At 65.1% G+C, this 26,090-nt stretch carries 22 protein-coding genes; 9 read left to right on the top strand and 13 right to left on the bottom strand.

Annotated elements, in window-relative coordinates:
* Positions 1-4 precede the first annotated feature (4 nt).
* Genes AC56LW_RS05525 through AC56LW_RS05515 form a run of 3 tightly spaced genes read right to left on the bottom strand, consistent with a single transcriptional unit; the run spans position 5 to position 2,150 of the window.
* The gene (locus AC56LW_RS05525; RefSeq protein ID WP_499632509.1) at positions 5-877 is read right to left on the bottom strand and encodes a hypothetical protein; all 873 of its coding nucleotides are present in this window, start codon (positions 875-877) and stop codon (positions 5-7) included.
* Entirely contained in the window at positions 874-1,665 is a 792-nt protein-coding gene (locus AC56LW_RS05520) for a CPBP family intramembrane glutamic endopeptidase (protein ID WP_499632506.1), read from the bottom strand. Before AC56LW_RS05520 ends, AC56LW_RS05525 begins: the two co-directional genes overlap by 4 nt.
* Before the next feature lie 26 nt (positions 1,666-1,691).
* On the bottom strand, positions 1,692-2,150 hold the full coding sequence (locus AC56LW_RS05515; RefSeq protein WP_499632503.1) for an META domain-containing protein: 459 nt from the start codon (positions 2,148-2,150) through the stop codon (positions 1,692-1,694).
* Between the two features lie 193 nt (positions 2,151-2,343).
* On the opposite strand from AC56LW_RS05515, the gene AC56LW_RS05510 reads away from it, so the two are divergent.
* Positions 2,344-4,740: a mechanosensitive ion channel family protein gene (locus AC56LW_RS05510; RefSeq protein WP_499632501.1), complete on the top strand. Its 2,397-nt coding sequence runs from the start codon at positions 2,344-2,346 to the stop codon at positions 4,738-4,740.
* A 34-nt stretch (positions 4,741-4,774) separates the two neighbouring features.
* Complete coding sequence (locus AC56LW_RS05505) at positions 4,775-5,302, top strand: hypothetical protein (RefSeq protein ID WP_499632498.1); 528 nt, start codon at positions 4,775-4,777, stop codon at positions 5,300-5,302.
* Positions 5,303-5,306: 4 nt separating this feature from the next.
* On the opposite strand, the gene AC56LW_RS05500 is transcribed toward AC56LW_RS05505, so the two are convergent.
* Complete coding sequence (locus AC56LW_RS05500; RefSeq protein WP_499632495.1) at positions 5,307-6,323, bottom strand: L,D-transpeptidase; 1,017 nt, start codon at positions 6,321-6,323, stop codon at positions 5,307-5,309.
* 125 nt (positions 6,324-6,448) lie between these two features.
* Positions 6,449-7,612, bottom strand: coding sequence for a sensor histidine kinase (locus AC56LW_RS05495; protein ID WP_499632492.1), 1,164 nt, complete (start codon positions 7,610-7,612; stop codon positions 6,449-6,451).
* On the opposite strand from AC56LW_RS05495, the gene AC56LW_RS05490 reads away from it, so the two are divergent.
* Positions 7,611-8,465, top strand: coding sequence for a hypothetical protein (locus tag AC56LW_RS05490; RefSeq protein WP_499632489.1), 855 nt, complete (start codon positions 7,611-7,613; stop codon positions 8,463-8,465). The two genes, AC56LW_RS05495 and AC56LW_RS05490, sit on opposite strands and share 2 nt — an antisense overlap.
* A 12-nt stretch (positions 8,466-8,477) precedes the next feature.
* Here AC56LW_RS05490 and AC56LW_RS05485 read toward each other — a convergent pair whose 3' ends face one another.
* The 4 genes from AC56LW_RS05485 to AC56LW_RS05470 form a co-directional block, all read right to left on the bottom strand.
* Positions 8,478-9,503 carry a ribonuclease Z gene (locus AC56LW_RS05485; protein WP_499632487.1) on the bottom strand — a complete coding sequence of 342 codons (1,026 nt, stop codon included), beginning with the start codon at positions 9,501-9,503 and terminating at the stop codon, positions 8,478-8,480.
* Between the two features lie 61 nt (positions 9,504-9,564).
* Positions 9,565-10,548 (bottom strand): NAD(P)/FAD-dependent oxidoreductase, encoded by a 984-nt coding sequence (locus AC56LW_RS05480; protein WP_499632484.1) that lies wholly within the window; start codon positions 10,546-10,548, stop codon positions 9,565-9,567.
* Positions 10,535-10,993 carry an Rrf2 family transcriptional regulator gene (locus AC56LW_RS05475; RefSeq protein WP_499455498.1) on the bottom strand — a complete coding sequence of 153 codons (459 nt, stop codon included), beginning with the start codon at positions 10,991-10,993 and terminating at the stop codon, positions 10,535-10,537. The genes AC56LW_RS05480 and AC56LW_RS05475 overlap by 14 nt, the downstream gene beginning before the upstream one ends.
* Before the next feature lie 59 nt (positions 10,994-11,052).
* A complete protein-coding gene (locus tag AC56LW_RS05470) occupies positions 11,053-11,469 on the bottom strand; it encodes a YbaN family protein (RefSeq protein WP_499632481.1) in 417 nt (138 codons plus the stop codon).
* A 279-nt stretch (positions 11,470-11,748) separates the two neighbouring features.
* On the opposite strand from AC56LW_RS05470, the gene AC56LW_RS05465 reads away from it, so the two are divergent.
* Complete coding sequence (locus tag AC56LW_RS05465; RefSeq protein ID WP_499632478.1) at positions 11,749-13,629, top strand: bifunctional diguanylate cyclase/phosphodiesterase; 1,881 nt, start codon at positions 11,749-11,751, stop codon at positions 13,627-13,629.
* A 16-nt stretch (positions 13,630-13,645) separates the two neighbouring features.
* On the opposite strand, the gene AC56LW_RS05460 is transcribed toward AC56LW_RS05465, so the two are convergent.
* Positions 13,646-15,943 (bottom strand): CHASE domain-containing protein, encoded by a 2,298-nt coding sequence (locus AC56LW_RS05460; protein WP_499632475.1) that lies wholly within the window; start codon positions 15,941-15,943, stop codon positions 13,646-13,648.
* Between the two features lie 210 nt (positions 15,944-16,153).
* Here AC56LW_RS05460 and AC56LW_RS05455 point away from each other — a divergent pair, with 210 nt between their 5' ends.
* From AC56LW_RS05455 to AC56LW_RS05440, 4 genes are all read left to right on the top strand, one after another.
* On the top strand, positions 16,154-16,585 hold the full coding sequence (locus AC56LW_RS05455; protein ID WP_499632473.1) for a hypothetical protein: 432 nt from the start codon (positions 16,154-16,156) through the stop codon (positions 16,583-16,585).
* Positions 16,586-16,683: 98 nt separating this feature from the next.
* Complete coding sequence (locus AC56LW_RS05450; RefSeq protein ID WP_183556392.1) at positions 16,684-17,304, top strand: LON peptidase substrate-binding domain-containing protein; 621 nt, start codon at positions 16,684-16,686, stop codon at positions 17,302-17,304.
* Between the two features lie 23 nt (positions 17,305-17,327).
* Positions 17,328-18,080: a hypothetical protein gene (locus AC56LW_RS05445; protein ID WP_499632470.1), complete on the top strand. Its 753-nt coding sequence runs from the start codon at positions 17,328-17,330 to the stop codon at positions 18,078-18,080.
* A 280-nt stretch (positions 18,081-18,360) separates the two neighbouring features.
* Positions 18,361-19,941 (top strand): DEAD/DEAH box helicase, encoded by a 1,581-nt coding sequence (locus AC56LW_RS05440; protein ID WP_499632467.1) that lies wholly within the window; start codon positions 18,361-18,363, stop codon positions 19,939-19,941.
* A 48-nt stretch (positions 19,942-19,989) separates the two neighbouring features.
* Here the strand turns inward: AC56LW_RS05440 and AC56LW_RS05435 are convergent, their stop codons facing one another.
* Both AC56LW_RS05435 and AC56LW_RS05430 read right to left on the bottom strand, forming a co-directional pair.
* Positions 19,990-21,693 (bottom strand): PAS domain-containing protein, encoded by a 1,704-nt coding sequence (locus AC56LW_RS05435; protein WP_499632464.1) that lies wholly within the window; start codon positions 21,691-21,693, stop codon positions 19,990-19,992.
* A 116-nt stretch (positions 21,694-21,809) separates the two neighbouring features.
* On the bottom strand, positions 21,810-22,097 hold the full coding sequence (locus AC56LW_RS05430) for a hypothetical protein (RefSeq protein ID WP_499632461.1): 288 nt from the start codon (positions 22,095-22,097) through the stop codon (positions 21,810-21,812).
* Here AC56LW_RS05430 and AC56LW_RS05425 point away from each other — a divergent pair.
* Positions 22,074-24,038, top strand: a complete 1,965-nt coding sequence (locus AC56LW_RS05425; protein WP_499632458.1) for an acyltransferase family protein — start codon at positions 22,074-22,076, stop codon at positions 24,036-24,038. The genes AC56LW_RS05430 and AC56LW_RS05425 overlap by 24 nt on opposite strands.
* Here AC56LW_RS05425 and AC56LW_RS05420 read toward each other — a convergent pair.
* On the bottom strand, positions 23,989-26,085 hold the full coding sequence (locus AC56LW_RS05420; protein ID WP_499632455.1) for a DUF7024 domain-containing protein: 2,097 nt from the start codon (positions 26,083-26,085) through the stop codon (positions 23,989-23,991). The genes AC56LW_RS05425 and AC56LW_RS05420 overlap by 50 nt on opposite strands.
* Between the last annotated feature and the right edge of the window lie 5 nt (positions 26,086-26,090).

The following is a 26,090-nucleotide window of genomic DNA, read 5'->3' as shown; positions in this document are numbered from 1 at the left end:
TACGTCAGTTGCGCCTGAACGTATCGAGCTGGTCCTTGCGAAGATAATGCAGGCCAAACATCAGCCCGCCAAGCGGACCGGAATCGGTCAGCTTGCCGGCCATGCGTACCACCACATAGTCGCTACCTTCTTCCACCACATCGGTGTGTATCGAGCGGATGAGTTTGGCCGACAGCACGCCGCTGACTGTCGAACAGGCCAGGTGGAGGCTGCCGACATCCGCCGTGTACAGGGGGCGCGTGAGTTCGCCGCGGGCATCCTGTTCGATCAACCGGCGGAGTATGACTGCCGCCGCGGCCATCTCCGTGCGCATGGGCGCGATCGCGTCGGCCCCGCCCGCCACCAGCGTGGCGTGTTTGTAGGTCGTCGGCAGGTGCACCATGTAACTTCCCTTCCAGGCGCCGGATTCCATGCGCGCTGTCAGCGCCACGCGGTAGCGCGCGTCGCTGCAATCGACAAGGAAGGCCAGCGGATGCAGCACCACGCTGCTTCCGGAGCGCAGCAGCGGGCTGCCCTGCATCGCCGTGCTGACAATGGCGTACGGATCGACGGACGCATAGCGCCTGGCCAGCGCATTGGCCTCGTGCTGGTTCAGCGCACCGGCCACGGCTTCGGCGACAAATGGCACGGGCATCAGGAGGCCGGCGACGTTGTCGGTGGAGATCAGCACGAACTGGCTGCCGGGAAGGCGCGAACTCTCGTCCGGCAAGTCAGCCGGCAGTGACTGCTGGATCGTCAATCCTTCACGTGCAATCGTGCCCGGCAGCGGTGTGCTGGCCTCTTTCGTTGCACAGCCGGCGAGGGCGAACAGGAGCGTCGCAACTGGCCACAGCCGGCTTGTTTGTTGCACCGCGCGCGGCGCTGTTGACAGCATCATGGTAATCCCTTCGTACTGGGGGCGGCGTCGCGCCAGTCGTCAGCATTCTTGCCGACATGACGCAACAAGAACAGGCCATACAGGAACACGGGCAGCGCGATGAGCAGGGGCGTCCATGTCCAGCCGGCATCGGCGCCGGCCTCGGCGGGATGCGTCGTGGCCGAAAGTATCAGCGAGAAATCCCAGAGCGCATGGACGATCACCATGGGCCACACCGAGCGGGTACGGATGCGGATGGCCAGATAGGCCAGCCCCTGCATGCCTGCGGCAGCCGATTGCAGCACTGCCTGGTCCAGTTGTCCAGTCGTGAAGACATTGAGCGAGTGCACGATGCCGAACAGGAATGACGTGAGCAGGATGGCAGGCCAGATACTGAATCGTGCGAGAAGGCCCCGAAACACGATGCTGCGAAACATGAGTTCTTCGGACAGGCCGACGAACAGCATGTTCAGCGCCAGAATGGCTATCACGCCCGGCGACGGCAGGCCGAGCAGCGCATCGACCGTCAGCATGATGACGACGTAGGCCAGCGGCAGCCAGACGAGCTTGATGGATGAGGCAGGCGAAGGGCGACGCAGGCCCATCGCGTCGGCGCCGGCAAGCCAGGCCACGATACCTGCGAAGGCTGCCGCGGCCAGCCAGGGCCAGCCGATCTGATTGGACGCTGCGTACGCGAGGGGGTGTTTCTCGCCGTCGCCGACGGCGTAGCCGATGCCGATGGTCAGCGCGACCCACACCACCATGATCAGCAACGCGCGTACCGGGTTCAGCTGCAATGGTGCACGCATTGCGGATGGGCCTGCGGCAGGAACGCTCATGGCGCCACGCGGTCCCAGACATAGACGCCGGCGTCGGCCGGCAACATCAGGTACAGGCGGCCGTCCTTCAGACGGTAGGAGCGCAGCGTGTCGACATCGCGCGCCAGCCGGTCACCGACCGGATCGGGAGGGCACATCATGCGCATCGTGGCCAGCGGGCCAATGGTGATACTGCCGCTGCCGCTGCCGCTGCCACTGCTGCTGCCGGCGGCTGGCTCGGCACGCCATGGTCCGGTGCCGCGATTGCAGTCGAGTTTTGCCGCTACCTGGCCGTCCTTGCCGAACGCCATCGTGAAGCTGTCGGCGTTGGCCGGGCGAAGCGTGCCCGTTGCGTCGTCGTTGGACTGGAACATCGCCAGGCGCCACGCTGTCCCGTCGAGCGTAGCCGGTGGTGGTGCACCTGCGCATGCAGTGAGAGCAAGACAGGTTGTCAGGATCGCTGAAGTCACGCGCATGGTATTCCTCCCGTCATCGTTCGCTTGAAAAAAATGTTGCTAGCGGCAATTGAACTACGTATAAGGTTGTCTTGAGAATAATATTCTTTACCCATTTCGTCTATACCCGTTTTTGAAATCCGGTACCTGCATGCGGACTGCCTGTTTCTCGAGCCTAAGCCGTACCCTGTTTTGCTTTCTGGTGATGGCAATCATGCATTGCACCGGGAACGCGAGCCAGGCGTTTCCCGGCGCCCCCAAGCCTGACCCGGCGCCAACCGGGGCCAGCGTCTCGGCCATCCCGGTCCAGGACCTGCTGTTTCGGGCCGATGCCGAGCAGCGCAGGGTCGAGCTGGCAAGGCAACTGGCGGCGAATACGGAGGTGACACGCGGCCAGGCCCGTGTGCTCGACGCCATCGCGGCGGCGGTGGACGCCAGAACCAATAACATCATGGGTGTCCAGCTGCGCGGCTTGCCGGTGATGCGGCTGGAGAGCCTCGCACGCCATCTCGATTTCAATGCGCGGCGGCTGGCCGCCTGGGACCAGCAGGCACGCCGCGTGTTCACACCGTACGATGAGCTGGCCGTGCAACTGGCGCACAGCCGCGCCGCCTGGACGGCGACACGCGCTGCGGCGGCCAGCGGCGCACTGCCGGTCGTGCTGTCCGAACGGGTCGAGGTCATCCTGTCAGGCATCGCGGATGCCGAAGCCCGGCTGGGTGACGTGCTGCGCGACCAGCTGATGCTGATGCAGCGCAGCGGAGAACTCAGGACGCGCCTCGAGGCCGAGCGCAACCGCATGGCGCTCGTCATTGCCGAGGTCGACGAGCGTCTGCTACGGATCGACTCGCCGCCGATCTGGCATGCTTTCGACGCAGCCGGAGGGCGCCACGAAATGTGGGCCGCCATCGAGCGCGGCGTGCTGATCGAACGCCAGTTCGCCATCGACTATCAGGCTGCCGGCACGGACAACCAGCACGCGCTGCTGCTGGTGCAAGTGCTCTTGCTGATCCTGCTGGTCTGGCTGAACATGCGCAACCGGCGCACGGCCACCGCAACCACCGTCACCACACGCCACGCCTTGCACCGGCCTGTTTCGACGTGGATCCTGCTGTCGATGGTCGGGGTTCTGGTGCTGGAGCCCGATGCCCCCATGCTTGTGCACGAGATCGCTCTGATGGCGGCGCTCATCCCGGTGTTGCGTTTGCTGCCGAAGCGGCGCCGGGGAACCTCGGCCGTATGGCCGTTCGCGGCGGTATTGCTGTACGCGGTCGACCGGCTCGGTGTGCTGGCAAGCGCCGACAGCAGCCTGTATCGCGCGTTGCTGCTCGTGCTGGATGGGCTGGCGCTGGTGCTGGCCTGGCATGCGATCCGCCTGGCGACGCCAATGCCGGAGCGTGCGCCGCAGGCTGCTCTGGCGTCGCGTGCACGGGTATTCGTGCGGCCGCTCGCGTGGACGGTTGCCGGCTTGCTGGCCATCGCCGTCGTCGGCAATATCGTGGGCAACGTGACGCTGGCCGAGATGCTCACCAGCGGCATCATCGACAGCGCCTATATGGCGATCCTGCTGTATGCCTGCGCGATCGTGTGCCGCGACATGGCGCGCGCGGCGCTGGCAGGCCGCGCGGCCCGGCGCGGTCAGACCGGCGCCGGCAATTATGCCGACCTGCGGACATCGCTGGTCAACGTGCTCCTGCTGGCGGCGGCCTGCGGATGGCTGCTGTACAGCCTCGACCGCTTCCGCCTGCTGCGTCCCGCGCGCAGCGCGCTGAGCACCATCCTGGGCCTTGGCATCGAAGTCGGAGAAATCTCGGTGCACCTGGGCGAAGTGCTCACCTTTGCCGTGTCATCCTGGCTGGCCTACTGGACCGCGCGCGCCGTGCGCCGCGTGTTGCGCGAGGAATTGCCAGGCCACCGTCATCTGGCACGCGGGGTGGGCAGCAGTATCGCCACGCTGAGCTACTACGCCGTCTTGCTGGCGGGCTTTTTGATTGCGTTGTCGGCCGCCGGCGTGGCACTCGGACAATTGGCCATCGTGTTTGGCGCACTCGGCGTGGGCATCGGGTTCGGTCTGCAGAATATCGTCAACAACTTCGTCTCCGGGCTCGTGCTGATGTTCGAGCGCCCGATCCAGCCCGGTGACACGGTCGATGCGGCCGGCGTCTCTGGCACCGTGCGCGAGATCAGCCTGCGCTCGACCACCATCCGCACGGCCGATGGCGCCGATACGGTCATCCCCAATGGCCTGCTCCTGAACGGGAGTCTCACGAACTGGACGATGTACGACCGCACCAGGCGCTTCGAGATCACGATCGGTGTGGCCGACGACGCCGATCCGGACCGCGTGCTCACGATCCTGAGCGCGCAGGTGGATGCGACCGCCGGCCTGTCCACCGAACCACCGCCCAGGGTGATGCTGACCGAATACGGCGATGGCGGGCTCAGGTTCGTTGTCAGTGTGTGGACCGAGGATCCGGGTAGCTGGGGCGCCGTCCGTAACGCCTTGCTGACGCGGATCCATTCGGCGCTGCAGGCAGAAGGCATCGCCGTTGCGCGCCGCAAGTTCGATGTGAACCTGCACGGCGCTGCTGCGGAACCGGTAGTTATGTAAGTCTGTTATTCAACAACATTCACAGGAGCCAGTCATGAAAATCCTTCCTCTTGCCATGCTGTTGGTCGCAATGTCGGCCAGTGCCCAGCAGTACGAACGGTATGACCGTCCACGGTCGGACGACACGCGTCAGAACGATGACCGCCGTTACGGTGGCGAAGACATCCAGCTGTCGTGCTTCGGCCAGGCCGAGAACACCCGGTACGAAAACCGGTCGGGGGTGGAGTGGAATTCGTCCACCCACAAGTATGAGCAAAAGTCGGAAGTGGTCGCCGGCAAGCATGACTTCGACACGACCGTGAATATTTCGATCCATGACGATCGGGGCCGCATCCGCATCCCAAAGCAGCTGATCCCGCCGATGAATTCAGGCGGCAGCGATGGCTGGTGGGATATCGATGAGCTGCTCGTCGGTCACAACGAGATTCGCGGTCGCTTCCGCCTGAATGCATTGAACCGGCCGACCCTGAACATCGATCGCCGCAGCGGCGCGATCACCGTCGAAGGTATGATCGCCTTCAACGGCCGCTGCGAAATGGACAGCGGACACCGCCGCTTCTGACCTGCTAGGGGCTGCTGCTCAGCACCGTGAGACCCGTACCCGGGTTGCCGCTCCTGAGCGGCGCCTGGGTCACCAGCAAGGTGGTGCCAGGGCGCAGGATCTGCGCCACCTGTTCATGGAATTCGCGCGGAATGCGCACCAGGTTGCGGGTGGCTTCGTCGACGACGCGGCCGGCTTCGTCCTCATGGCCCGAGACGCCGGCAAAGACCCAGGCTGGCTGGCCATCGGCATCTTCAGTCAGCGTCAGGACATGGGTGGCATCGTTGCCCTGATCCAGCGAGATTGGCGAGCGGCCGATCTCGACCCCGTTGCGCAACACGATCAGCGCCTGGTCGCTGCGCGACATCACGATGGTCACCGGCCCCGATGCGGACCGTTCCGGATTCCAGAAGCCGGTGTCCGGCACGTCCGCATCCGACGGCGCCAGCACGTCACCCGACCCGGTGCTGACGGGATGGGCTGCATTGCCGGCGATGATGACGGTCGTGGCATGCCCGGTCGTCTCGAACAGTGCCTTGGCAAAGGCGAAGGGAAGATGCACGCAGCCATGGCTTTCCGGGTAGCCCGGGAGTCCACCGGCATGCAGCGCGACACCGTCCCAGGTCAGGCGCTGCTGGAACGGCATCGGTGCGTTGTTGTACTTGCTGGAACGGTGTTTCGCATCCTTTTGCAGGATGGTGAATACGCCGGTTGGCGTCTCGTGCCCGGGTTTGCCGGTGGAGACGGTGCTCACGCCGATCCGCACGCCGTTGCGGTAGACAGTGGCGAGCTGTTTCGACAGGTCGACGAAGACCAGCAGCGGCCCCTGCGGCGAAATCTGCGGCGCCCATACCCATTGGCCGGGCTTGAGCCGGTCTGCCTGGCGTGCCAGCTCGACAGCGGATGACACTTTTTCTCCTTGCGCCAGGACTGGTCCGGCAAGCAGGGCCGCGAGGACGCCGGCTGCGAGCGAGGGTAGTGAGCTGGTGATCAATGCATGCTCCTGTAACGAGATGAACGGCACGAATAACAGGCTGATCATGAAGTGCGCTCAACGACGTATTTCGCGCGAACGGTCAGCTACTTTCGATCAACCCGGAAACGGTATCATATAACCAAGGATTCCTGTCCTCCAAGGTGTGGCCACGAAGATGCAGGGCTCGCTGTTCAATGCGTATTGTCAGCCGGTGAGGACCCGTCAGGCGCGCGATAGCGAGGCAAATTCATTGTAAAAGCACAGCCCACGCCCGGGAAATCCTTCACTGACAGCTGACCACCATTACGCGAGATGCTCTGGCGCGCAATCGACAAGCCCAGGCCAAGCCCCGAGCGATCATCGCCACGTTGCGTGAACGGTGAAAACATTTTCTCTGCATTCCCCGCTGGCAAGCCACCGCAGTGGTCCTGCACAACGATCAGAACACGTTGTCCTTCCGCATACGCTGTCAGTGAGACGGCGGTATGCGCGCACGTAAACTTCAGCGCGTTATTGAGCAGATTGGCCAGCGCGGCGAGCAACAGATCCCGGTCGCCCTGGATGGCCAGCAGCTTGTCGACGTCAGCGACCACGAGCGCCGAGCCTCGCTTGTCGGCGTCAAGTTGCGCCGAATCACGTGCTTCGTGAATGAAATCGGCAAGCGAGAAAATGTTTTTCGGCCCCGCCGCGGCGCCCTCGGCTCGCACATCTTCCAGGGACAGGTTGATCAGGCGCTGCATCGCCGCGTGTCCACGTTTGAGCAAGGCACCGGTGGCGCCCGATATGGACAGCTGGCCAGCTTCCATCGCCGCGACCGCCATGGTGGCCACGCTCAGTGAATTGCGCAGCTCGTGCATCAGAAAACCAAGGCGCTCGTTGGTTTCGGAAGCGTGGCGATCAGAGACGGCACAGTCGCGTTGGAATGAGAATTCGGTGACTGCACTGGCGATCGCGTTGTCCAGGCAGCGGTTGAGGGTCCGAAATTCATTCGCTGAAAACGGTGCGTCGCGCTCGATGGCCAGGTCCGTGATCGCCTGGCACAAGTCACCATAATCGTGCACTACCTGGTCCACCGTGTAATCCAGCGCCAGCAATGCGGCGCCATGCGCGGCAGCCGTCGCACCCATTTCCGATGCGTCCTTTCTCTCACCGCCAGATGCGCCGGAGATGGCCATCGCAGCCGCTGTGTCGATCTTTTCTTCTGCATGCAGCGTTTTTGTCAGCTGCTCCAAAAACATGGGTATGCCAGTGCGCAGTTGCTCTCTGGATGCGTTCCGTTGAGGGCGCTTGTTCACCTTGTCGATACAACGCTCGATCAGATTGTCGGCATTGTTGGACAGGAATTCATACATCATGGTCGGCCTCCCAGGCAAGACGCCTGCAGCCTTCATCGGCATGAGTGCTGTTTGTCAGAACGTTATCCGTCCCATTGTAGGGCGAAATCATGGCGCACAGCGTTCTGCGAAACATTCATATGCCATATCCGCTTGCCGCGAGGCCCAGGACGCGGGGCGTGGAATCTGGTCGAGCACCATTCATCGGGCGTGCAAAGCCATGCATAATGACGGATTGGGCCCACGGCCAGATTCTTCTGACAAGATTCGCATGGTTATTCATACCGCCGCAGATACACAGCATACGCACAATGATATCGACGTCGGCGTGCGCCTGGTCGATGCGTTGAGGCACCACGCAGGCGCCGCCAAAGGCACGCCCGTCACTTATAAGGACTTGCTCAGGCTGGCCCGGCTTCTGCACCCCAAAGACCTGATTCTCGACCGCGCAGTCGCTGTCGGCATCGGTGCAAAGCTCCGGTTTGTCGAGGCATTCTGCGTGGCCCATGGCTTGCCCAACCTCGCGGCCCTTGCCGTCGGCCCAACAACGATGCGGCCGCCTGCGCAGTATCAGGGCGACTGGGACGCTGACCGCCACGCCGTCGCCGCGTTCGACTGGTCTGCCATCGACGCGCAGCTTGTCGACTATGCCAAGACCACACGCGCTGCCGTGTCGGCACGCCTGAAGCCGCGCAAGGAGCGGCCCGCCGACGTGTCGTGGTACGCCTATTTCTGCTCGCACCGCAAGGAATGCGCATGGATCGGGCAGGAGGACAAGCAGGAAATCGTCAACCTGATCATGGCGGGCATCGATCCGGATACCGCGATGAAACGGGTGCAGGTCGCCAGGACCGAATTTGGCGAAGCAGCGTAATACGGCGTCAATTCAACGCGGTTGCCTGTCGGACGTTGACGGCGCCGCCCTGGCGCCGGCTGGCGCTTGCTCCGTGCGCACCAGGGCGCCGCTGCGGTCCAGCACATAATGATCCAGATCGCGCGCCAGGATCAGATTGCCGTTGTACTGCGCGCGTGCCTCATCCTCCAGCAGTGACATCGGCAGCGCGCCACGGTCCTGGTAACGCGGACTGAAATGCGTCAGCACCAGGTTGCGCACGCCTGCTTCTTCGGCAAAGCGCGCCACCCGCATTGCTGAACTATGTTGCGGGCCCGGCCCGATCTTTTGCAGCACGTCTTCGGTATAGGTCGCCTCGTGCACCAGCACGTCCGCGCCATGCGCTGCGGTGGCCAGCAGCTCTGGCCGATCATTGTCGCCGGCGACGACGATACGTCGCGCCCTGCGTGGCGGCAGCAGGTAGTCCGTCGCCTTGATGAAGCGTCCATCGGCCAGCGTCACGTCGCGCCCTTTCTGTAGATCGCCCCACAATGGCGACGCCGGCACGGCATCCGCACGTAATTTCTCCGTGTCCAGATGGTGCGCCATTGCGGCCTCCGTGAATCCATAGGCCCAGCAGGGAAGGCCGTGTGACAACGCCGTTGCATCCACCGCCAGCTCGGGCATGAGCGGTGCATCCGCCAGGTCACCAGCCAGGTCGTCTGGCGTCAGCCAGACGAGCGGGAAGGGTAGACTTAGCTGGCTCGCCACCATGATGGCCTCGATCATGCCGCGCAGCGGCGGCGGCCCGACGACCGTCAGCGCGTCGCTGCGGCCCGCCATCGCAGCGCTGGCGAGCAGTCCCGGCAGGCCGTAGCAATGGTCGCCGTGCAGATGCGTGATGAACACGGCGCGCAGGCTCATGACAGACAGGGGCGTGCGCAGGATGCGGTGCTGCGTGCCTTCGGCGCAGTCGATCAGGACCCACTGCCTGGCGCCGCGCAGGCGCAGCGCGAGGCCCGACATATTGCGTTGCCGGGTCGGCGTGCCGGCCGACGTACCCAGGACGATGATTTCCATAAGCGGTTCCCGTGAAGTGACGTTGCCATTATCCGTCACGCCAACGCAAACGGTCAGAAGCTCATTCGCGCGTGCCAGCAGGCGGCGCCGATGCCGCGACAGGCATCATCGGCGTCGCAAACGGCGTCACGCCAAACAGCAGCGAGCGATGCGCACCGACACCGGCCATGGCACCATCGGCCACCGAGAGCGCCACCGTGCTGGCGGCGCGCATGGCGTCGCCAGCGGCGAACACGGCTGGGACCGTGGTCTGTCGGCTGTCGTCCGTGCGAATGAATAGCCCCAGCGGCCCCTGTTCGAATGCGCAACCGAGTTGCTCCGCGATCGGGCTGGCCATGTGCACGCGTCCGTAGGTGAACAATCCGCTCATGATTTCCTGGCGCCCGTCTTCCAGCACCACGGTGGCGACATTCACCAGGCGGCGCACCGGCGTCTCATCGACCTCCACGCCGTGTGCGTGCAGGTCGGCCCGTTGCGCGTCGTCGAGCGGACACACGCCGTTGGTGAAGAACGTCACCTGACCCCAGTGCGGCAGCATCTGCGCCTGGTGCACCGACAGCGGGCCGCTGGCCAGCACGCCGATGCGGCCCTCGTTCAGTTCGTAGCCGTGGCAGTACGGGCAGTGGAACACGCTCTTGCCCCAGCGCTCGGCCAGGCCGTCGATGGGCGGCAGGTCGTCGCGCACGCCGGTGGCCAGCACGAGGCGCGCAGCGCGCACGGTGCCGGCGCCGTCGAGCTCGACGACGAACCCATCACCATCCTGGCGTGCCGAGGTTGCCGTGCCGTCGTGCCAGTCCACGTTGGGATAGGCGGCGACGTTGGCGCGGCCCTCGGCGGCGATGTCGGCGGCCGGCTGGCCGTCGCGCGTCAGAAAGCCGTGCGAATTGGCGGCGTAGCGGTTGCGGCGCTGGCCCGCGTCGACCACCAGGATGCGGCGCCGTGCGCGCGCCAGTTGCAGCGCGGCCGACAGGCCGGCGTAGCTGCCGCCGATGATGATGGCGTCATAGTGCGTTGTCGCTGCCGGTGTCGGTTCAGTCGTGCTCATGCTTTGGCCTCGTATGAAGGTGATTGTCGTAACGTCCGTTGAAGTCGCGCGACAGGTCGGCCAGGCTCACCTGGCCGAGGCGCTCGACCAGCAGCGCCTCGGCGTCGGCGAAGGCACTTTCGAGCGAGGCATTCACGACGCGCTCGACGAGGCATTCGCTGTGCTCGTTGCGGTTGCCCATCGCGAACACGGTGGGCGCGCCGACGGCATCGTAGACATCGCGCAGCGTGACCTGGGCCAGGTCGCACGTCACGGTCCAGCCGCCGCCATGGCCGCGCTCGGAGCTGATGTAGCCGCGCTCGCGCAGGCCGGCCAGCACGCGCCGTACCAGTACCGGATTGGTGCCGAGCATGCCGGCCATCTGCTCCGACGTCATCGGGCGGTCGCTGTGGGCCAGGTGCAGCAGCACGTGGAGGACGGAAGAGAGTTTGCTGTCGCGTTTCATGTAACTAATGATAGTACAAAATCGGGCAGCAGATCACGACGTGTTGAAAAAACAGGAATTTACGGCAGTTCGGTACGGGAAACGACGGGTTCGGCGGGTTTGGCGGAAGTGGACGGCAGCTTGAGGGTCGGCAGATACCACCACATATACGTGCTCACGCAGGCGCCGATTACACCCATCATGATCAGGATCGCGATGCTGTCGAAGTGGCGTGACGACCATGCCATCGAGCCCCACAGCATCACGGTCGCCACGATCTTGCCCTTGAGCGGGATGCCATGGCCGGCCTCGAAATTGGCGATGTACTTGCCGAACACCCGGTGCCCGATCAGCCAGCGGTGCAGGCGCACCGAGCCGCGCGCGAAACAGGCCGAGGCGAGCAGCAGGAAGGGCGTCGTCGGCAGCAGCGGCAGGAAGATACCGAGGATGCCCAGCAGTACAGCCAGCACGCCGAGGACGTTATAGAAAACTTTCATGGCGCTACTCTAGCACCCTCGGAACAAACTTGTCGAAATGACTACCCATCATGCATCGACTGCAACTCACCCCACATGAAACGTGGTTGAACCGTATATTGTTACGCAACTTTAAATTCCTCTTTGCAACTTTTAAAGCATAAATCAGTATAATGTCCAGTCCAACGACGGGCGCGTTTATTTGGCATCACCAGGAATTGTTTTGACGCCCGGCTATCCATTCCATGTGTTGTCCGCCTGCTGCCTGGCTCGATCCGGCCGTCTTCCATGCCTTATCCCATGTCGTCCCATTCTTCCGTGGCCGTGTTCGGCGGCTACGTCAAGCGTCGCGTACTGCGCCACCTGCTGCTGTACCTTGCGCTGATGCTGCTGGTCGTCTGGGGCCTGGTCGCGGTCGAGCAGGCGCGCTTTGCCGAGCTGGCCGAAGCCGGGGGCAAGAACAATGTCCAGAACCTGTCGCGCGCATTTTCGGAAGAGGTCAAGGCCACCGTCGGGCTGATCGATTTGTCGCTGGTCCAGCTGCGCGGTACGTGGCAGCGCGATCCGGCCGATTTCGCACGAGATGTGGCCGAACACGCGCGCCATCTGCGCATGCCGATCCGGTTCACCGTCACCGATGCTGCGGGGCGGCTGCTGTATTCGGATGATGGCGCCGCGCCACCGGGCATGATGCTGGGTGAGGTGCGCCAGTTCGCCATCCACCGCACGCAGGATGGTGACCGGCTGTATGTCAGTCGCCCGGAAAAGCAGCGCGCTGGCGGGCAGTGGACAGTCCAGTTTACGCGCCCGATCCGTGATGCCGGCGGCCGCCTGACGGGCGTGATTGCTGCCTCGATGTCGCCGGCCTACTTCCTGCGCTTTTATGACAGCATCGAGCTCGGGCCGGATGCAACCGTGAGCCTCATGCGCCTGGACAATACGATCATCGCGCGCAGCTCGCGCACGGATGGCAATCGCCACATGGGAACCAGGCTCGCCAACCCGCCGCAAACGGCAGCGGCCGATGCGAGCGGCATGTTTCGCAAGACCAGCTCCCTCGATGGCATCGACCGTTTCTATGCCTGGCACAAGCTGCCGGACTACGGCCTGGTGGTCACGGTCGGCCAGGCCGTGCACGACGCCGAAGCGCGCTTCACCCAGCAACGCGCGATGATGCGCAATGTGGGTGTGGTCGTCTCGCTCGTGCTGGGCGTGCTGGGGTGGGCGGCGATCGGTGCTGCCGACCGGCGCCGGCGTGCGCTCAGGGCGCTGGCGGCAGCGGAGGCGCGCTGGAAACTGGCGCTGAACGCTGCCGGCGACGGCGTCTGGGATTGCGACATCACGCAAGGCACGGCGCTGCTCTCGCCCAGTGCGCAGCGCATCCTCGACAGCGAACACGCGACCGTCTCGTGGTTCGGCAGCAATGGCCTGGCCGAGCTGTTGCATCCGGACGAATTCGGGGCCGTGCGCGCGGCCTTGCGCGACCATATCGAGGGCGTGACACCCGACTACGCGATGGTGCACCGGATCCGCATGCGCGATGGCAGCTGGCGCTGGATCGAGGCGCGTGGCACCGTCACCGAGCGGGGCGAGCGCAATGAGCCGCTGCGCATGGTCGGCACGTTCTCGAACATCGACGCGCGCAAGCAGGAAGAAGAGCGCATGCGGCGCATGGCGCATGAAGACCCGTTGACCAAGCTGCCCAACCGCGTGCTGCTCGACGACCGCATGCATCAGGCGATCCGGGGCGCGGCGCGCGACGGCCACAAGGCGGGCCTGATCTATTTTGATCTCGACAAGTTCAAGCCGGTCAACGACACGCACGGCCACGCGGTGGGCGATCGTCTGCTGCGCATGGTGGCCGAGCGCGTGCGCGGGGTGCTGCGTGAATCGGACACGCTGGCGCGGGTGGGCGGCGACGAATTCGCCGTGCTGCTGCCGCGCTGCGCGCAGGCCGGGGACACCGAACGCGTGGCCGCCGCCATCCTGGCCTGCCTGGAGCAACCGTTCATCGACGGCCCGCGCGAACTGAATATTTCCGGCAGCCTCGGTTACGCCTTGTATCCCGATTGCGGCGACGATGCCGAAGCGCTGCTGCACTGCGCCGACCTGGCGATGTACGACGCCAAGGCACATGGGCGCAACCGGATCTCGGGCAGCTACCGCACCCGCGTCGGCTAACAGCCGCCCGCCGGCATCACAGCAGCGCCCCCATGTCCGGCGCAGCCAGCGTCGGCAGCACATGCGCCGTATGGCGCGGCAGGTAAATCGTTACCGTGGTGCCGGCGTCCGGCTTGCTCGCCAGCCGGATCTGCCCGCCGCTCTGGCGCACGAAGCCGTGCGCCATCGACAGTCCCAGCCCCGTCCCTTTGCCTTCTGGCTTGGTCGTGAAGAACGGCTCGAACGCGTGTTCCATGACCTCGGGCGGCATGCCGTGGCCCGTGTCGGCCACCGTGATCATCACATAGTCGCCCGGCGCCAGCTCGGGATCGAGCTGGCTGGCTGCGGCGTCGATCGTCACGTTTGCCAGCCGCAGCGCGATGTGGCCACCGCCGTCCATCGCATCGCGTGCATTGATGATCAGGTTGAGCAGCACGTGCTCGAGCTGGTTCGGGTCGACCAGCGTCGGCCACAGGTCGGGCGCGCTGCTGCGCTCGAGCGTGACGGCGTCGCTGGCGGCGCGCTGCAGCAGGCTGTCGCTGCGGTCGAGCAGCTCGGCCACGTTGACCACGCTCGGGTGCAGCGGCTGGCGCCGCGCGAACGCGAGCAGCTGGCCGGCCAGCTTCGAGCCGCGATCGACTGCATCGAGCACGTTGTGCAGGCGCTTGCGCGTGGGCGGACCATCGGCGCGCAGCATCAGCTGCACGTTGGCGCTGATGATGTGCAGGATGTTGTTGAAGTCGTGCGCCACGCCGCCGGTCAGCTTGCCGACCGCTTCGAGCTTTTGCGCGCGGTGCAGCGCCATCCGCGCTTCGACCAGGCGCGCCTGGCGCTGCAGCTCGCGTTCCTCGGCGGCCCGGCGCGACGTGATGTCGCGCACGAACACCGTGGCGCCGGCGCCGTCCGACGGCGGCAACAGCGCCACCGCCAGTTCGACCGGCACGCGCCGGCCGCTCGTGTGCAGCACCTCGGTCTCGGCCGGCTGGCCCGGCAGCGGGCCCACGCCACTCCTGGCGAAGGCGTCGAACGCGTTGCGGAAGGCCGCATGGCCCTCGGCGGGCAGCAATTCTTCGGCTGGACGGCCGATGGCGTCTTCGGCTTCCATGCCGAAGATCTGCGACGCCTGCGCGTTCCAGTCGGTCACGCGCCCCTGGCGGTCGAGCGCGACGAAGCCGTCGTAGGCGGTTTCGAGGATCACGCGGGTACGGCGGCCGTCGGCGGCGATGCGGTCGTGCGATTCGCGCAGTTCGAGCGTCATCGCGTGCGCCAGTTCCAGCGCGCGCCGGCGCGAGCTGGCCAGTAGCCAGACGATCAGGCTGGCCAGTGCGCCGAGCACGATGCCGGCGATGGCGATCATGCGCGGGCGGGCGGTGTCGAGCGTGGCGTCCAGCGCGGCGCCGGAGCCCATCCGCACGGTCCAGACACGGCCCGCGATCATCATCCGCGTGGTCGTGGAAAGGCGCGGCGCCGTGTGCGTGGACACATTGGCCGACTGGTACAGCAGCGTGGCCGGTGAGAGGGTGTCGCCATCGTGGATGGTGACATCGAGTTCGGGCGCACTGACGCCGCCCACCCGGCGCATCAGGTCATTCACGCGAAACGGCGCGTAGATCCAGCCGGTCAGCGCGGCGCGGCGCTGCGCGACGTCGTCGATCAGGCGGCCCGTGCGATACACGGGCAGGTACATCAGCACGCCCGACTCGGCGCTGCCATCGTCTTCCTGCACCAGTACCACCTTGCCGCTCAGGGTCGCCTGGCCGCTGTCGCGCGCTGCCAGCAGCGCCGCGCGGCGCGCCGGTTCGCTGGCCATGTCGAAACCGAATGCACGCAGGTTGCGCGCATTGAACGGCTCGATGTGCGAGATCACCGCAAGCACCGTCCCGCCGGCCGGATCGGCTGGCACCGGCTGTACGCGGTAATCGGGAAAGCCGTCGGCGCGCACCTGTGCCTCGTGCGCCGCCACGTCGCCGGGCGCCAGCCGGGTGGCGATGCCGAGCGCGCCGATGCCGGGGAAATTCTGGACCAGGTCCAGGCTCTGGTAATACTCGCCGAACACGGCGCGCGGCAGGTCGACCGAGCCGCGCAGGAAGCCGCGTGCGCTTTGCAGTACCTGCTCGTAGACGAGCATGCGCCGGCTGATGTTGTAGGTCATCGCGCGGGTGCGATAATCGAAGGCTTCGCGCAGCTGCGCCTCGGCGTTGCGTTGCGCGCTCGACCAGGCCGCCCAGGTCACCAGCAGCGTGATCACGAGCACCAGCAGCGCCATCAATAGTGGCGCGTGGCCGGCGGTGGGCGGCGGCGGTGAGGCAGGGGGGCGGGTGGGGGTTTGCTGCATGTCCTTGTGTAGTGCAGCCGTGGTGGCGCAGTAGGTGGGAGCGGTAAGGTCTCCACAGGATACGCACCCTCGCATTCACGGGGCGCACGCAACTTTGCTAATTTATTAATGAGCTGCCGATCGGGCTCGTCCCTTGTTAATTTATTTTATGAAACATTCTAGCCCGAATCTTCTTTCTTGTAAGTACGTAGGTGCGATGTGAGGCAATTCTTGCATCGCCATCTGCCATTGACGGTGCTGGCCGCAGCGCTCGGCTTGACCGTGTTGTGGAGCATGCTGGCGCCGATCAAGGGCGGCAGTCACCAGTTGCTATTGGCGTTTCCACCCGGCGTGACGGTCAGTGGCATGGCCGTGCCCGGCGAAATCCGCCTGACGCGGGGAGTGCAGGATGTGCTGCTTCTACGCAACAGCGACCGGGTGCCGATCGTGTTCGGTCCGCTCAAGATTGCGCCCGGGCGCGATGTGCGCCTGCCATTCAGTGACGAAGGCATGTTCGAGTACGTGTGTCCACCGGTGCTGGGCAAGGTAGTGCGCGTGCACGTGGTGGCGGCACCCGGTCCCGGCTGGGCGCGCCTGGTCTGGCGCCTGGGCAGCCTGCGCCAGTGGGTGCGCTACCTGCCGCTGCGCTCGCCGTACGACTGATGGGCTGCGGCGGGGGCTCTGAGGCAGGGTAATTCGCAGCAGCCGTGGCCCCGGGCAATCGTGTCCCGCGTTGGCGACGATTCTGTCATCATGAACCCATGTCGACGATTTCCATGCCACTGTTCCCGCTCAGTACGGTGCTGTTTCCGGACGGGGTGCTGCCGCTGCAGGTGTTCGAGGTGCGCTACCTCGACATGATCAGCCGTTGCATCGTCGACGGCACGCCGTTCGGCGTCGTCCTGCTCACCAGCGGCCACGAGGTCCGCAAAGCCGATGCCCAGCAAGAACGCTTCGTGGCAGCCGGTACCATCGCCTCGGTCACCGAAACCACCGCCGAAACCCCGGGCCTGCTGCAGGTGCTGTGCCGTGGCGGAGCGCGTTTCAACGTCGTCACCGCCGAGCAGCGCGTCAACGGGCTGTGGGTGGCAGAAGCCGAACTGGCCGAAGACGACCAGATCGTGCGCATTCCGTCCGAGCTGCAGGGCGCAGCCGATGCGCTCGACCGCGTACTCAATTCGCTGCACGAAGTCCCGCAGCACCGCTGGCCGGTGCAGCCGCCGTTCCGGCTGGACGACTGTGGCTGGGTCGCCAATCGCTGGTGCGAGCTATTGCCATTGCCCAACCAGCAAAAGCACAATATGCTGATGCTTGATAATCCCGTGATCCGGCTCGAACTGCTGCACGATGTCCTCGACGAACATGGGTTGATCACTTCCTAGCCGCTCATCGGGGTTCAGCCAGCATGACATTCTCGGACGACTTGCTCATTGCGTACATCAACGGCGACCTTGCCGAGCCGGCGCGTGCGGCGGTCGAACGGGCCGCGCGGGCCGATCCGGTCCTGGCCGCGCGCGTGGCCCAGCACCGGGCCGAACTGCGTAGCGGGCACGGGCGCAGCATCGGGGTCTCGGCCAATGGCCACGATGGCGGCCCCAGCACACAGCGCGCGGTGCCGCATGGTGCCAAGGTGGTGCACCTGAACAGCCTGCGCCCCGGGCGCCCGATGCCGATGCCGCAAGCGCCCGCGCCCAACCGCGTCGTCGGCCTGCACTGGGTGACGCTGGCTGCGGCGTTGCTCGGCAGCGCCATACTGGGCGCGGTCGGCTGGCATCACCTGGGGCAGGGCACCGGCGTGGCCGTGCTCGACCACGACAACGGCGTACTGATCGCGCGCGGCGCACTGGTGACGGCCCTGGCCGAGCAACTGGCCACGCCAGGCCCATCCGACAGCGGTGTGCGCATCGGCATCACGTTCGTGGCCAAGGATGGCGGCTATTGCCGCAGCTTCGTGGTCGATACCACGGCCGGCCTGGCTTGCCTGCGCCGTGGGCGTTGGACGATTCCGGTCCTGTCCCAGGGCACGGCCGGCGCCGCCTGGCTCGACGGCAGTATTCCGCCGCCTGCCGTGCGCGCCGCCATCGAGGCCCGCATCGCCGGCAATGCACTTGACCCGGCCGCCGAACGCGCCGCCCAGCAACGCGGCTGGATCCGGTGAGGATGGCACCGCCGCGCGCTGCACGCTCCCTGCTGTTTCTTCTGATAAACTGCTTAAAAAAGTGGCGGGCATATACAGGGTTGCCGATTTCGGGTATCTTGTCACCCGCTAAAAGTGTCTCTACGTCCGCTTTCTCCGGCCCGCTTGCAGGCCAATCTTCCGGTCCCGCCGCCTTGCGCCGGCGTCCGGTTTCCGTTGTCACCCCTCGCTGCGTACTGCCGATCGCGATGGGTCAACATGCCCGATCGTAGAGCTGAACGAATGATTTCCCGAAAAAACTATGTCTGATACCCCGAACAATACCGAAGTCGCTGTCACGCCAGACGTGGACGTGCTGGTCGCTGCCGACGCCGTCCCGGTCGTGCGCTTTGCCGATTTCGGCCTGGCGCCGGAAATCCTGCGCGCGCTGACGGACCAGGGCTATGTGCACCCGACGCCGATCCAGGCCGAGGCCATTCCTGTCGTGCTGCAGGGCCGTGACGTCATGGGCGCCGCCCAGACCGGCACCGGCAAGACGGCCGGCTTCTCGCTGCCGATCATCCAGCTGCTGATGCAGCATGCCAATCCGAGCATGTCGCCGGCGCGCCACCCGGTGCGCGCGCTGATCCTCGTGCCGACCCGCGAACTGGCGGTGCAGGTCGCCGAAAACGTCAAGGCCTACGCCAAGCACACGCCGCTGCGCGCCACCGTCGTCTTCGGCGGCATGGACATGAAGCCGCAGACCGAGATCCTGCGCGGTGGCGTCGAGATCGTCATCGCTACGCCGGGCCGCCTGCTGGACCATATCGAGCAGAAGAACGTCAGCCTCGGCCAGGTACAGATGCTGGTGATGGACGAAGCCGACCGCATGCTCGACATGGGCTTTTTGCCCGACCTGCAGCGCATCATCAACCTGCTGCCGAAGCAGCGCCAGAACCTGATGTTCTCGGCCACGTTCTCGCCCGAGATCAAGAAGCTGGCCAACACCTTCCTGAACAATCCGCTGACCATCGAAGTCGCGCGCAGCAATGCCACCGCCGACAAGGTCACGCAGATCGTCTACAAGGTCGAAGAAGGCCAGAAGAGCGATGTCGTCGAGCACCTGATCCGCTCGCGCAACCTCAAGCAGGTGATCATCTTCTCGAACACCAAGATCGGCGCCTCGCGCCTGTCGACGCACCTCGAAAAGCGCGGCATCAAGGCGTCGGCGATCCACGGCGACAAAACGCAGCAGGAGCGCATGGCGGCCCTGGATGCGTTCAAGGATGGCGGTGTCGAAGTGCTGGTCGCGACCGACGTCGCCGCCCGCGGCCTGGACATCACCGACCTGCCGGCCGTGATCAACTACGACCTGCCGTACAACGCCGAAGACTACGTGCACCGGATCGGCCGCACGGGCCGCGCCGGCGCCTCGGGCGATGCGCTGTCGGTGTATTCCGAAAAAGACGAGCGCCTGCTGCTCGACATCGAAAAGCTGATCAAGCAGACGATCACGCGCGGCACGCTCGACGGGTTTGTCGCGCCGGCCAGCCGTGGGCGTGATGCAGCCGGTGGCCGCGAATCTCCCCGTGAATTTGGCCGCGAGTCTGGCCGTCCACCGCGCGACGCCAGCCGCGAATTCGTGCGCGATGGCAGCCGTGACGCGGCAGCACCACGCGATACCGAACGCGGCCCGCGCCGCGACGCCGAAGCCGGCCGTGGCGCGCCACGCACGCCGCGCACCGGACCCGGTCCGGGTTCGCGCCGCGAGCGCGTCGACCCGTGGTTCCTGAAGCCCTACGAGCCAACCAGCAGCCCGCGCAAGGATCCGGATCCGGTCAACGCACCGGCCAAGCCGGGCAAGCAGAAGCTAGCATTCCTGCTGGGCGGCGGGCCGAAGTAATCATTGGTTCGCACGGACGGGTTTCCCGTCCACGCGTTCAAACCGACTTCAGGGCGCGCGCTTCAACGCCGCCTTGATCCGGTCGAGCAAGTCCTGATGCTGGTACGGTTTGGCCAGCACGTTCAGGCCGTCGCTGCGCAGGTCGGCGCCCGGCAACTGTTCCATATAGCCGGTCGTGACCAGCACCGGCATCTCGGGCAGCCGGGCGTGCACGCGCTCGATCAGTTCCAGTCCATTCATCCCGCCCGGCATGATCACATCGGTAAACAGCAGGTCGAACCCCTGGTCGGCATCGAGGATCTCCAGCGCGCGCTCGCCGCTGGGCGCGGCCACCACGTCGTACTCCGCCATCTGCAGCATCGCCTCGGCCAGTTCGCGCACGTCGATATTGTCTTCGACCACCAGGATGCGGCAGCGCCGCTTGCCATCGGCGTTCGGACCCTGCGCCGTGGCGCCAGAGTCCGCATCAGCGTCAGCCTGATCGGCCACCCGGAAAATCATGCGCACCTGCGTGCCGCGCCCCGGTTCGCTGTCGATGTCCAGCCGGCCATGCGACTGCTGCACGAAACCGTGCACCATCGCCAGGCCCAGGCCCGTACCCGGCCCCTTGGTGGTGAAGAACGGCTCGGTCGCGCGGCGCCGTACGTCGGGCGTCATGCCCTGGCCTTCGTCGACCACGCAGATGCAGACATAGTCGCCGGCGCGCAGGCCCAGCTGGCGGCGCCGCTCTTCGGACAGCACCGTGGTGCCAACCTTCACGCCGCCACCACCCGGCATCGCATCGCGCGCATTGAGCACCACGTTGAGCAGCGCCATTTCGAGATAGGTCGGGTCGATCGTGCAGGCCGGCAAGCCTGGCTTGAGGTCGAGCTGCAAGTTGATCTTGTCGCCCAGCGTGCGCACCAGCATGTCGGAAAATTCGACCACGAGGCTGTTCAGGCTCAGGCGCTTCGGCTCGAGCCGCTGCTTGCGTGCAAAGGTCAGCAGTTGCTGGGTGAGCTTGGCCGCCTGCATGGTCGCGCGCTGGGCGCGGCGGATCGGCTCGAGCGCCTTGTGCTGGCGTTCGGTGCCCAGCAGCGCCACGTCCAGGTTGCCGTTGATGACTTGCAGCAGGTTGTTGAAATCGTGCGCCATGCCGGCCGACAGCTGGCCGATCGCTTCCATCTTTTGCGCCTGCAGGAACGATTCCTGCGTCGTGCGGCGCTCGGTGATGTCCATCTGCGAGGCGAAGAAAAACAGCAGCTGTCCTTCCTTGTCGAAGATCGGACCGAAGAACAGCGCATTCCAGAACGGCGTGCCGTCGGCTTTGTAGTTCAGCAGGTCGACCGCCACGGCGCGTGCTTCAGCGACAGCCTGGCGCAGCTCGGCCACGGTGCTGCGGTCAGTATCGGGGCCCTGCAGGAAGCGGCAATTGCGCCCGAGGATATCTTCCTGCTTGTAGCCGGTCAGGTCTTCGAACGCGCCGTTGGCGAACACGATCGGGTTGTTTGGCTGGCGCGGGTCGGTGATCAGCATCGGCATGCGGGTCATTTCCACGGCGGCAAAGAAGATGTTGCCGCGCTCGTCCAGGCCGCCGTGCTCGATATAGCTGGCTTGCCAGTGATTCACACCGGGATTGTCCTCGGTAGGGCCCATCGGGTTGACGGCGTTGCCCTCGACCTGGCCGGCGGCCGGTACGCCGCGGCTCTGGCCGCCTCCTTGCACATCGAGGTCTTTCTTGAGCGTGTCGTCCTTCGGTGGTCCGAGTACCATGCGTTTCCTTGAGCGTGGGAGGCCGGGATGCGCTGAAGACGCATCTCGGGGTATGGCAATGAATATAACTGTCTGATCGTGGTGGATTCCGTTCGTGAGCGCACAAAAAGGCGCAGTCAGTGCAGGAAGCAGTGGCGCTGCGGTGTACGCCGTTCCGATCTGTCGCCCTGCGCACGGGAAGGGAATCGAGCAGCCCCACAAAAAAGACACAGCTTGCGGTCCCATGCTGGCAAATACCTTTCGGTAACAATCACCCCATGCGATAATCTTGCCTTAAAGCTATTTTCTTCGGAGTTCTCGTGCACACTGATCGTCAGGCAATCGTCGCTGCTCAACATTTGCCATATCGCGCAGACATTGATGGCATACGCGGCATTGCGGTGGCCATCGTCGTCCTGTTTCATGCCTTCCCCACGCTGATTCCTGGGGGCTTCATTGGCGTCGATATCTTTTTCGTGATTTCCGGTTATCTGATTTCGAAGATCCTGATTGCCGAGTTTGAAACAAAAACGTTCAGCTACGGCCATTTTTATGCCCGCCGCGCCAGGCGCATCTTCCCGGCCCTGATCCTGGTGATGGCCGCAACGCTGGCCTTTGGCTGGATCGCGCTGTTCCCCGATGAATTCAGGATGCTTGGCAAGCACATCGTCGGTGGCTCGACCTTCCTGTCGAATGTGTTTCTGTGGTTTGAGGTCGGCTACTTCGACACCGCTGCCGAAACCAAGCCGCTGCTGCATCTCTGGTCACTGGGCATCGAAGAGCAGTTCTACATTGCCTGGCCGATCCTGCTGGCCCTGGCATTCCGGTTCCGGCTCAACCTGTTCTGGTTGACCGTCACGCTGCTGGCGACCTCGATGCTCGTCAACGTTGCCTTCATTGAAAATTATCCGAGCGCGACGTTCTATTCAATCGCCAGCCGTGCGTGGGAATTGCTGATCGGCGCCTTGCTCGCCCATCTGTCCCTGCAAAAGGTGTCGGTGTCGTTCGGCAGCGTGCGCCGGCCCGCCGCGAGCGGAACGGGTGTGGACAGCCGGCCCCTGTTCGATTCGGACAGTGCGATCGGCCGCAATCTGCTGTCGCTTGCCGGTCTGGCCCTGATCGTCCTGGCATGCGCGCTGGTGCGGGGCGGCAAGGGCTTTCCAGGCTGGTGGGCGCTGCTGCCGACCCTCGGCGCGGCATGCCTGATCGCTGCCGGCCCGCGGGCCTGGTTCAACCGCGTCATCCTGTCGAACCGGGCCATCGTGTGGGTCGGTCTGATCAGTTATCCGCTGTATCTGTGGCACTGGCCACTGCTGTCATTCGCGCAGATCGTCGAGTCGGGCGTACCGGCACTGAAGATTCGCATTGGGGCAGTGCTGGTGGCCTTGCTGCTGGCGTGGCTGACCTTCAAGCTGGTCGAGCAACCGATCCGCCGTCGCGGCCAGCGCAGCAACACGGTTGCGATCGTGCTGGCGCTGCTGATCGTCCTGCTGGGCGCTTTCGGCAACTGGGTATACAACAAGAAAGGCATGCCGGCGCGACCGCACATCGTCGAGAATGCGAATCTGCAGGGTGCGCTGGTCCTGGTCGAAGACACCGCGAACGTTGCCGCCTGCAAGAAGCGGTTTGGATTCGATACGGTCTACAAATACTGCCTGCTGGCGCAGGTCGATCGCCCGCCGACAGTGGCGCTGATCGGCGACAGTCATGCCTATCACGTCGTGGCCGGCCTGACGAAATACTATGCCGGGCAAGGCGAAAATCTGCTGTTTTTGGGCACACGGATTCCGTACTTTGGCGTCAAGCCCGAACCCAACGACCACTACCAGGAAGCCACGCCGCAGATGCTCGACCTTGCGCTGTCAACGCCGAGCATCAAGACCGTCGTCATTTCCACGGCTCTGAAGCACCATATCGAATGGGAAGACGGCAAGCAGTACGTCGATAAATTGCGCAACACATTGAAGACCTTCCTGGATGCCGGCAAGCACGTCGTCTATTTCTACGACGTGCCGCTGCTGAACTTCGAGCCGCGCGCGTGCATCAAGCGCGCCGGCGTCGCCAGCTCGACCACGAACCGCGAGTGCGCGATGGATGCCAGCGATTTCCAGAAAGCCTATGGCGCGCACCGGGACATCGTGGCCTCCGTTCTGAAGGAGTTCCCGTCGATCACCGTGTTCGACCCGGTCAAGTACCTGTGCGATGCGACGCGCTGCAAGGCGATGATCGATGACAAGCTGATGTATCGCGACATCAGCCATCTGACCTATGAAGGCGACCTGTACATCGGTGCCAAGTTCGCCGAAGAGCAACGGCTCAAGGCAGCGGCGCCGGCACGCGAGACTCACGCAGGCTCAGCTCGCTGATACCGATGCCGAGCTTGCGCGGATCGCCGGGCGTCCCGATGTCTTCCGGCGATGTCGGCTGTGGTACCTCGATGCTCAGGCTGCGCTGGGCGCCATCGGTCGTCAGGTACAGATTGATCTGCTCGAAGCCCGGCCCGGCGCTGAACTGCGTGGCTTGATCGCCGACCCGCAACGTGAACGGCAGCGTGGCATTGATGCCGAAGGCACGCGCCTTGAGCACCACGACCAGCCCGCGCGGCAGCGGCTGCTCGAAATGGAACACCACCTGTTTCGCATCCGACCAGCGGCCCCACGGCTCGCTCACCGATAATCCCTCGACCTTTGTGAATGGCCCGCCGTCGAGCGGTGCGGCCAGGCTGGCGTGCACGAACGGCGCCTGCTGTTGCGGCAGGCGCACCAGTGTCATTTCATCGGTCTGCCCCATCACGATGCCCAGCGGCGCCGCGTGTTGCCCCAGCACCAGCAGCCATTGCTGCCCGGCGGTGATCTGCTGCATCGGCACCGGCGCACCTTCGGGGAGCACGAGCATCGTGGTGTCGGCGCGGTCAATGGTAAATTGCGCACGCATGATATGCGGCACGATCGCATCGGCGCCGGCGAGAATGATGCGGCCGCGTTCGGCCGCCGGCACGGTTGCGAGCACCAGCGCGCCGGCGCGGTCGCCCAGGCTGCTGGCGCGGTGCGCCGACGCCGACTTGGCGATGCGGTCCTGGCCGATCAAAATCGTGATCGGCAGCAGCACCAGCAAGAACAGCCGCGCCGCATTGAAGCGCCCACTGGCCCAGGCTGCCAGCAGCGCCAGTTGCAGTACCACCGTGACGTGGCCCGATGTCGAGCGCATGTTGATCGAGGCGATATCGGGACCGTCGACAATCGAGGGCGCGTAGGCCGGCAGGCTGTTGAAGGCCAGCAGCACCAGCAGGCCAAGGGCCAGCGCCAGCGCCCAGCGCAACCACCGTGCCCGCGGGCCGGCGCCGGGATCCGTGCGCAGGCTGGCGGCGACCACCAGCCACAGCAGTGGGAACACGAAGTTGTAGTAGCGCAGGTGCAGGCGCATGCCTTCGACCGCATCGCGATCGGCCAGCGTGGCCGTGTAGACGACCGTCATGCCGAGCGCGGCGCCCAGCATCAGCAAGACGTAGGCGTGCAGGCGGTTGGCGCCAGGCGCGCTGCGGCCGAGCGAACCGGTGGCCACGCCATGGACCAGGATTCCCAGCGGCACGGCCAGCAGCACCGCCAGCGCCATCAGGTGACCAAGGGCGCTGGTCAGGACCGGCGCAAGCAGTGATGCGCGTACCGTCGTGCTGCCCGAGCTGACATTGCCCTGATAGAACGGCCCAAGCAGGCTGAGCCCGGCGTTACCGGCCAGCAGCCAGCCAAGGCCGAATTTCAGCGCCACCGTCATGACAGTTGCCGCGAGCGCCGCACCCAGGCCACGTGCCAGCCACTGCAGCGTGGCGCCGCCCTGCAACCAGCTCGCATACAGCAGGTACAGGCCCAGCGCCGGGGTCAAGAACAGCGCATGCACCTTCACCAGGCTCATCGCGCCGAGCACGATGCCGGCAGCCAGTCCCAGCGGGACGAGGCGCCATGCGGTGCGTGTCAGAACAATCCAGCCGAGCAGGCAGAAACCGAACCAGTAGGTGGTTTCCGGCATGAAGTACATCGTGTAGACATTGAGCGGCGCGGCGGCAGCCAGCAGCGTGATCAGGCCGGCCCAGGGCGGCGTCGCGAAGCGGCGCGCGACCAGATAGACGAAGGGAAGACCGGCCGCAAACAGGAGCAGGTTGCCGGCCCGGGCGCACTCGAGGAAGCCGGCGCCGCAGGCATTGGTGGCGCTGAACAGCCACAGGTACAGATAGGACGGCAGCAGCGAATCGGCCAGCGGCATCAGGCGCGACATCTTGCTGTAGTACCACTCGTCAGCGAAGACGGCCGGATACAGGCCGTGGTTGCGCAGGTAGACGAGGATGAGGGTGGCGGCGAGCGCCAGGAACAGTGCGGGGCGCCAGGCGCCGCGCGCACGCGCAAAGGTGGACGAGATCATGGCAC

Source organism: Telluria sp. LT2P80 (genome assembly GCF_059685955.1).
The sequence above is the reverse complement of the archived record's forward strand: the minus strand, read 5'-3'. Positions and strand labels throughout refer to the sequence as shown.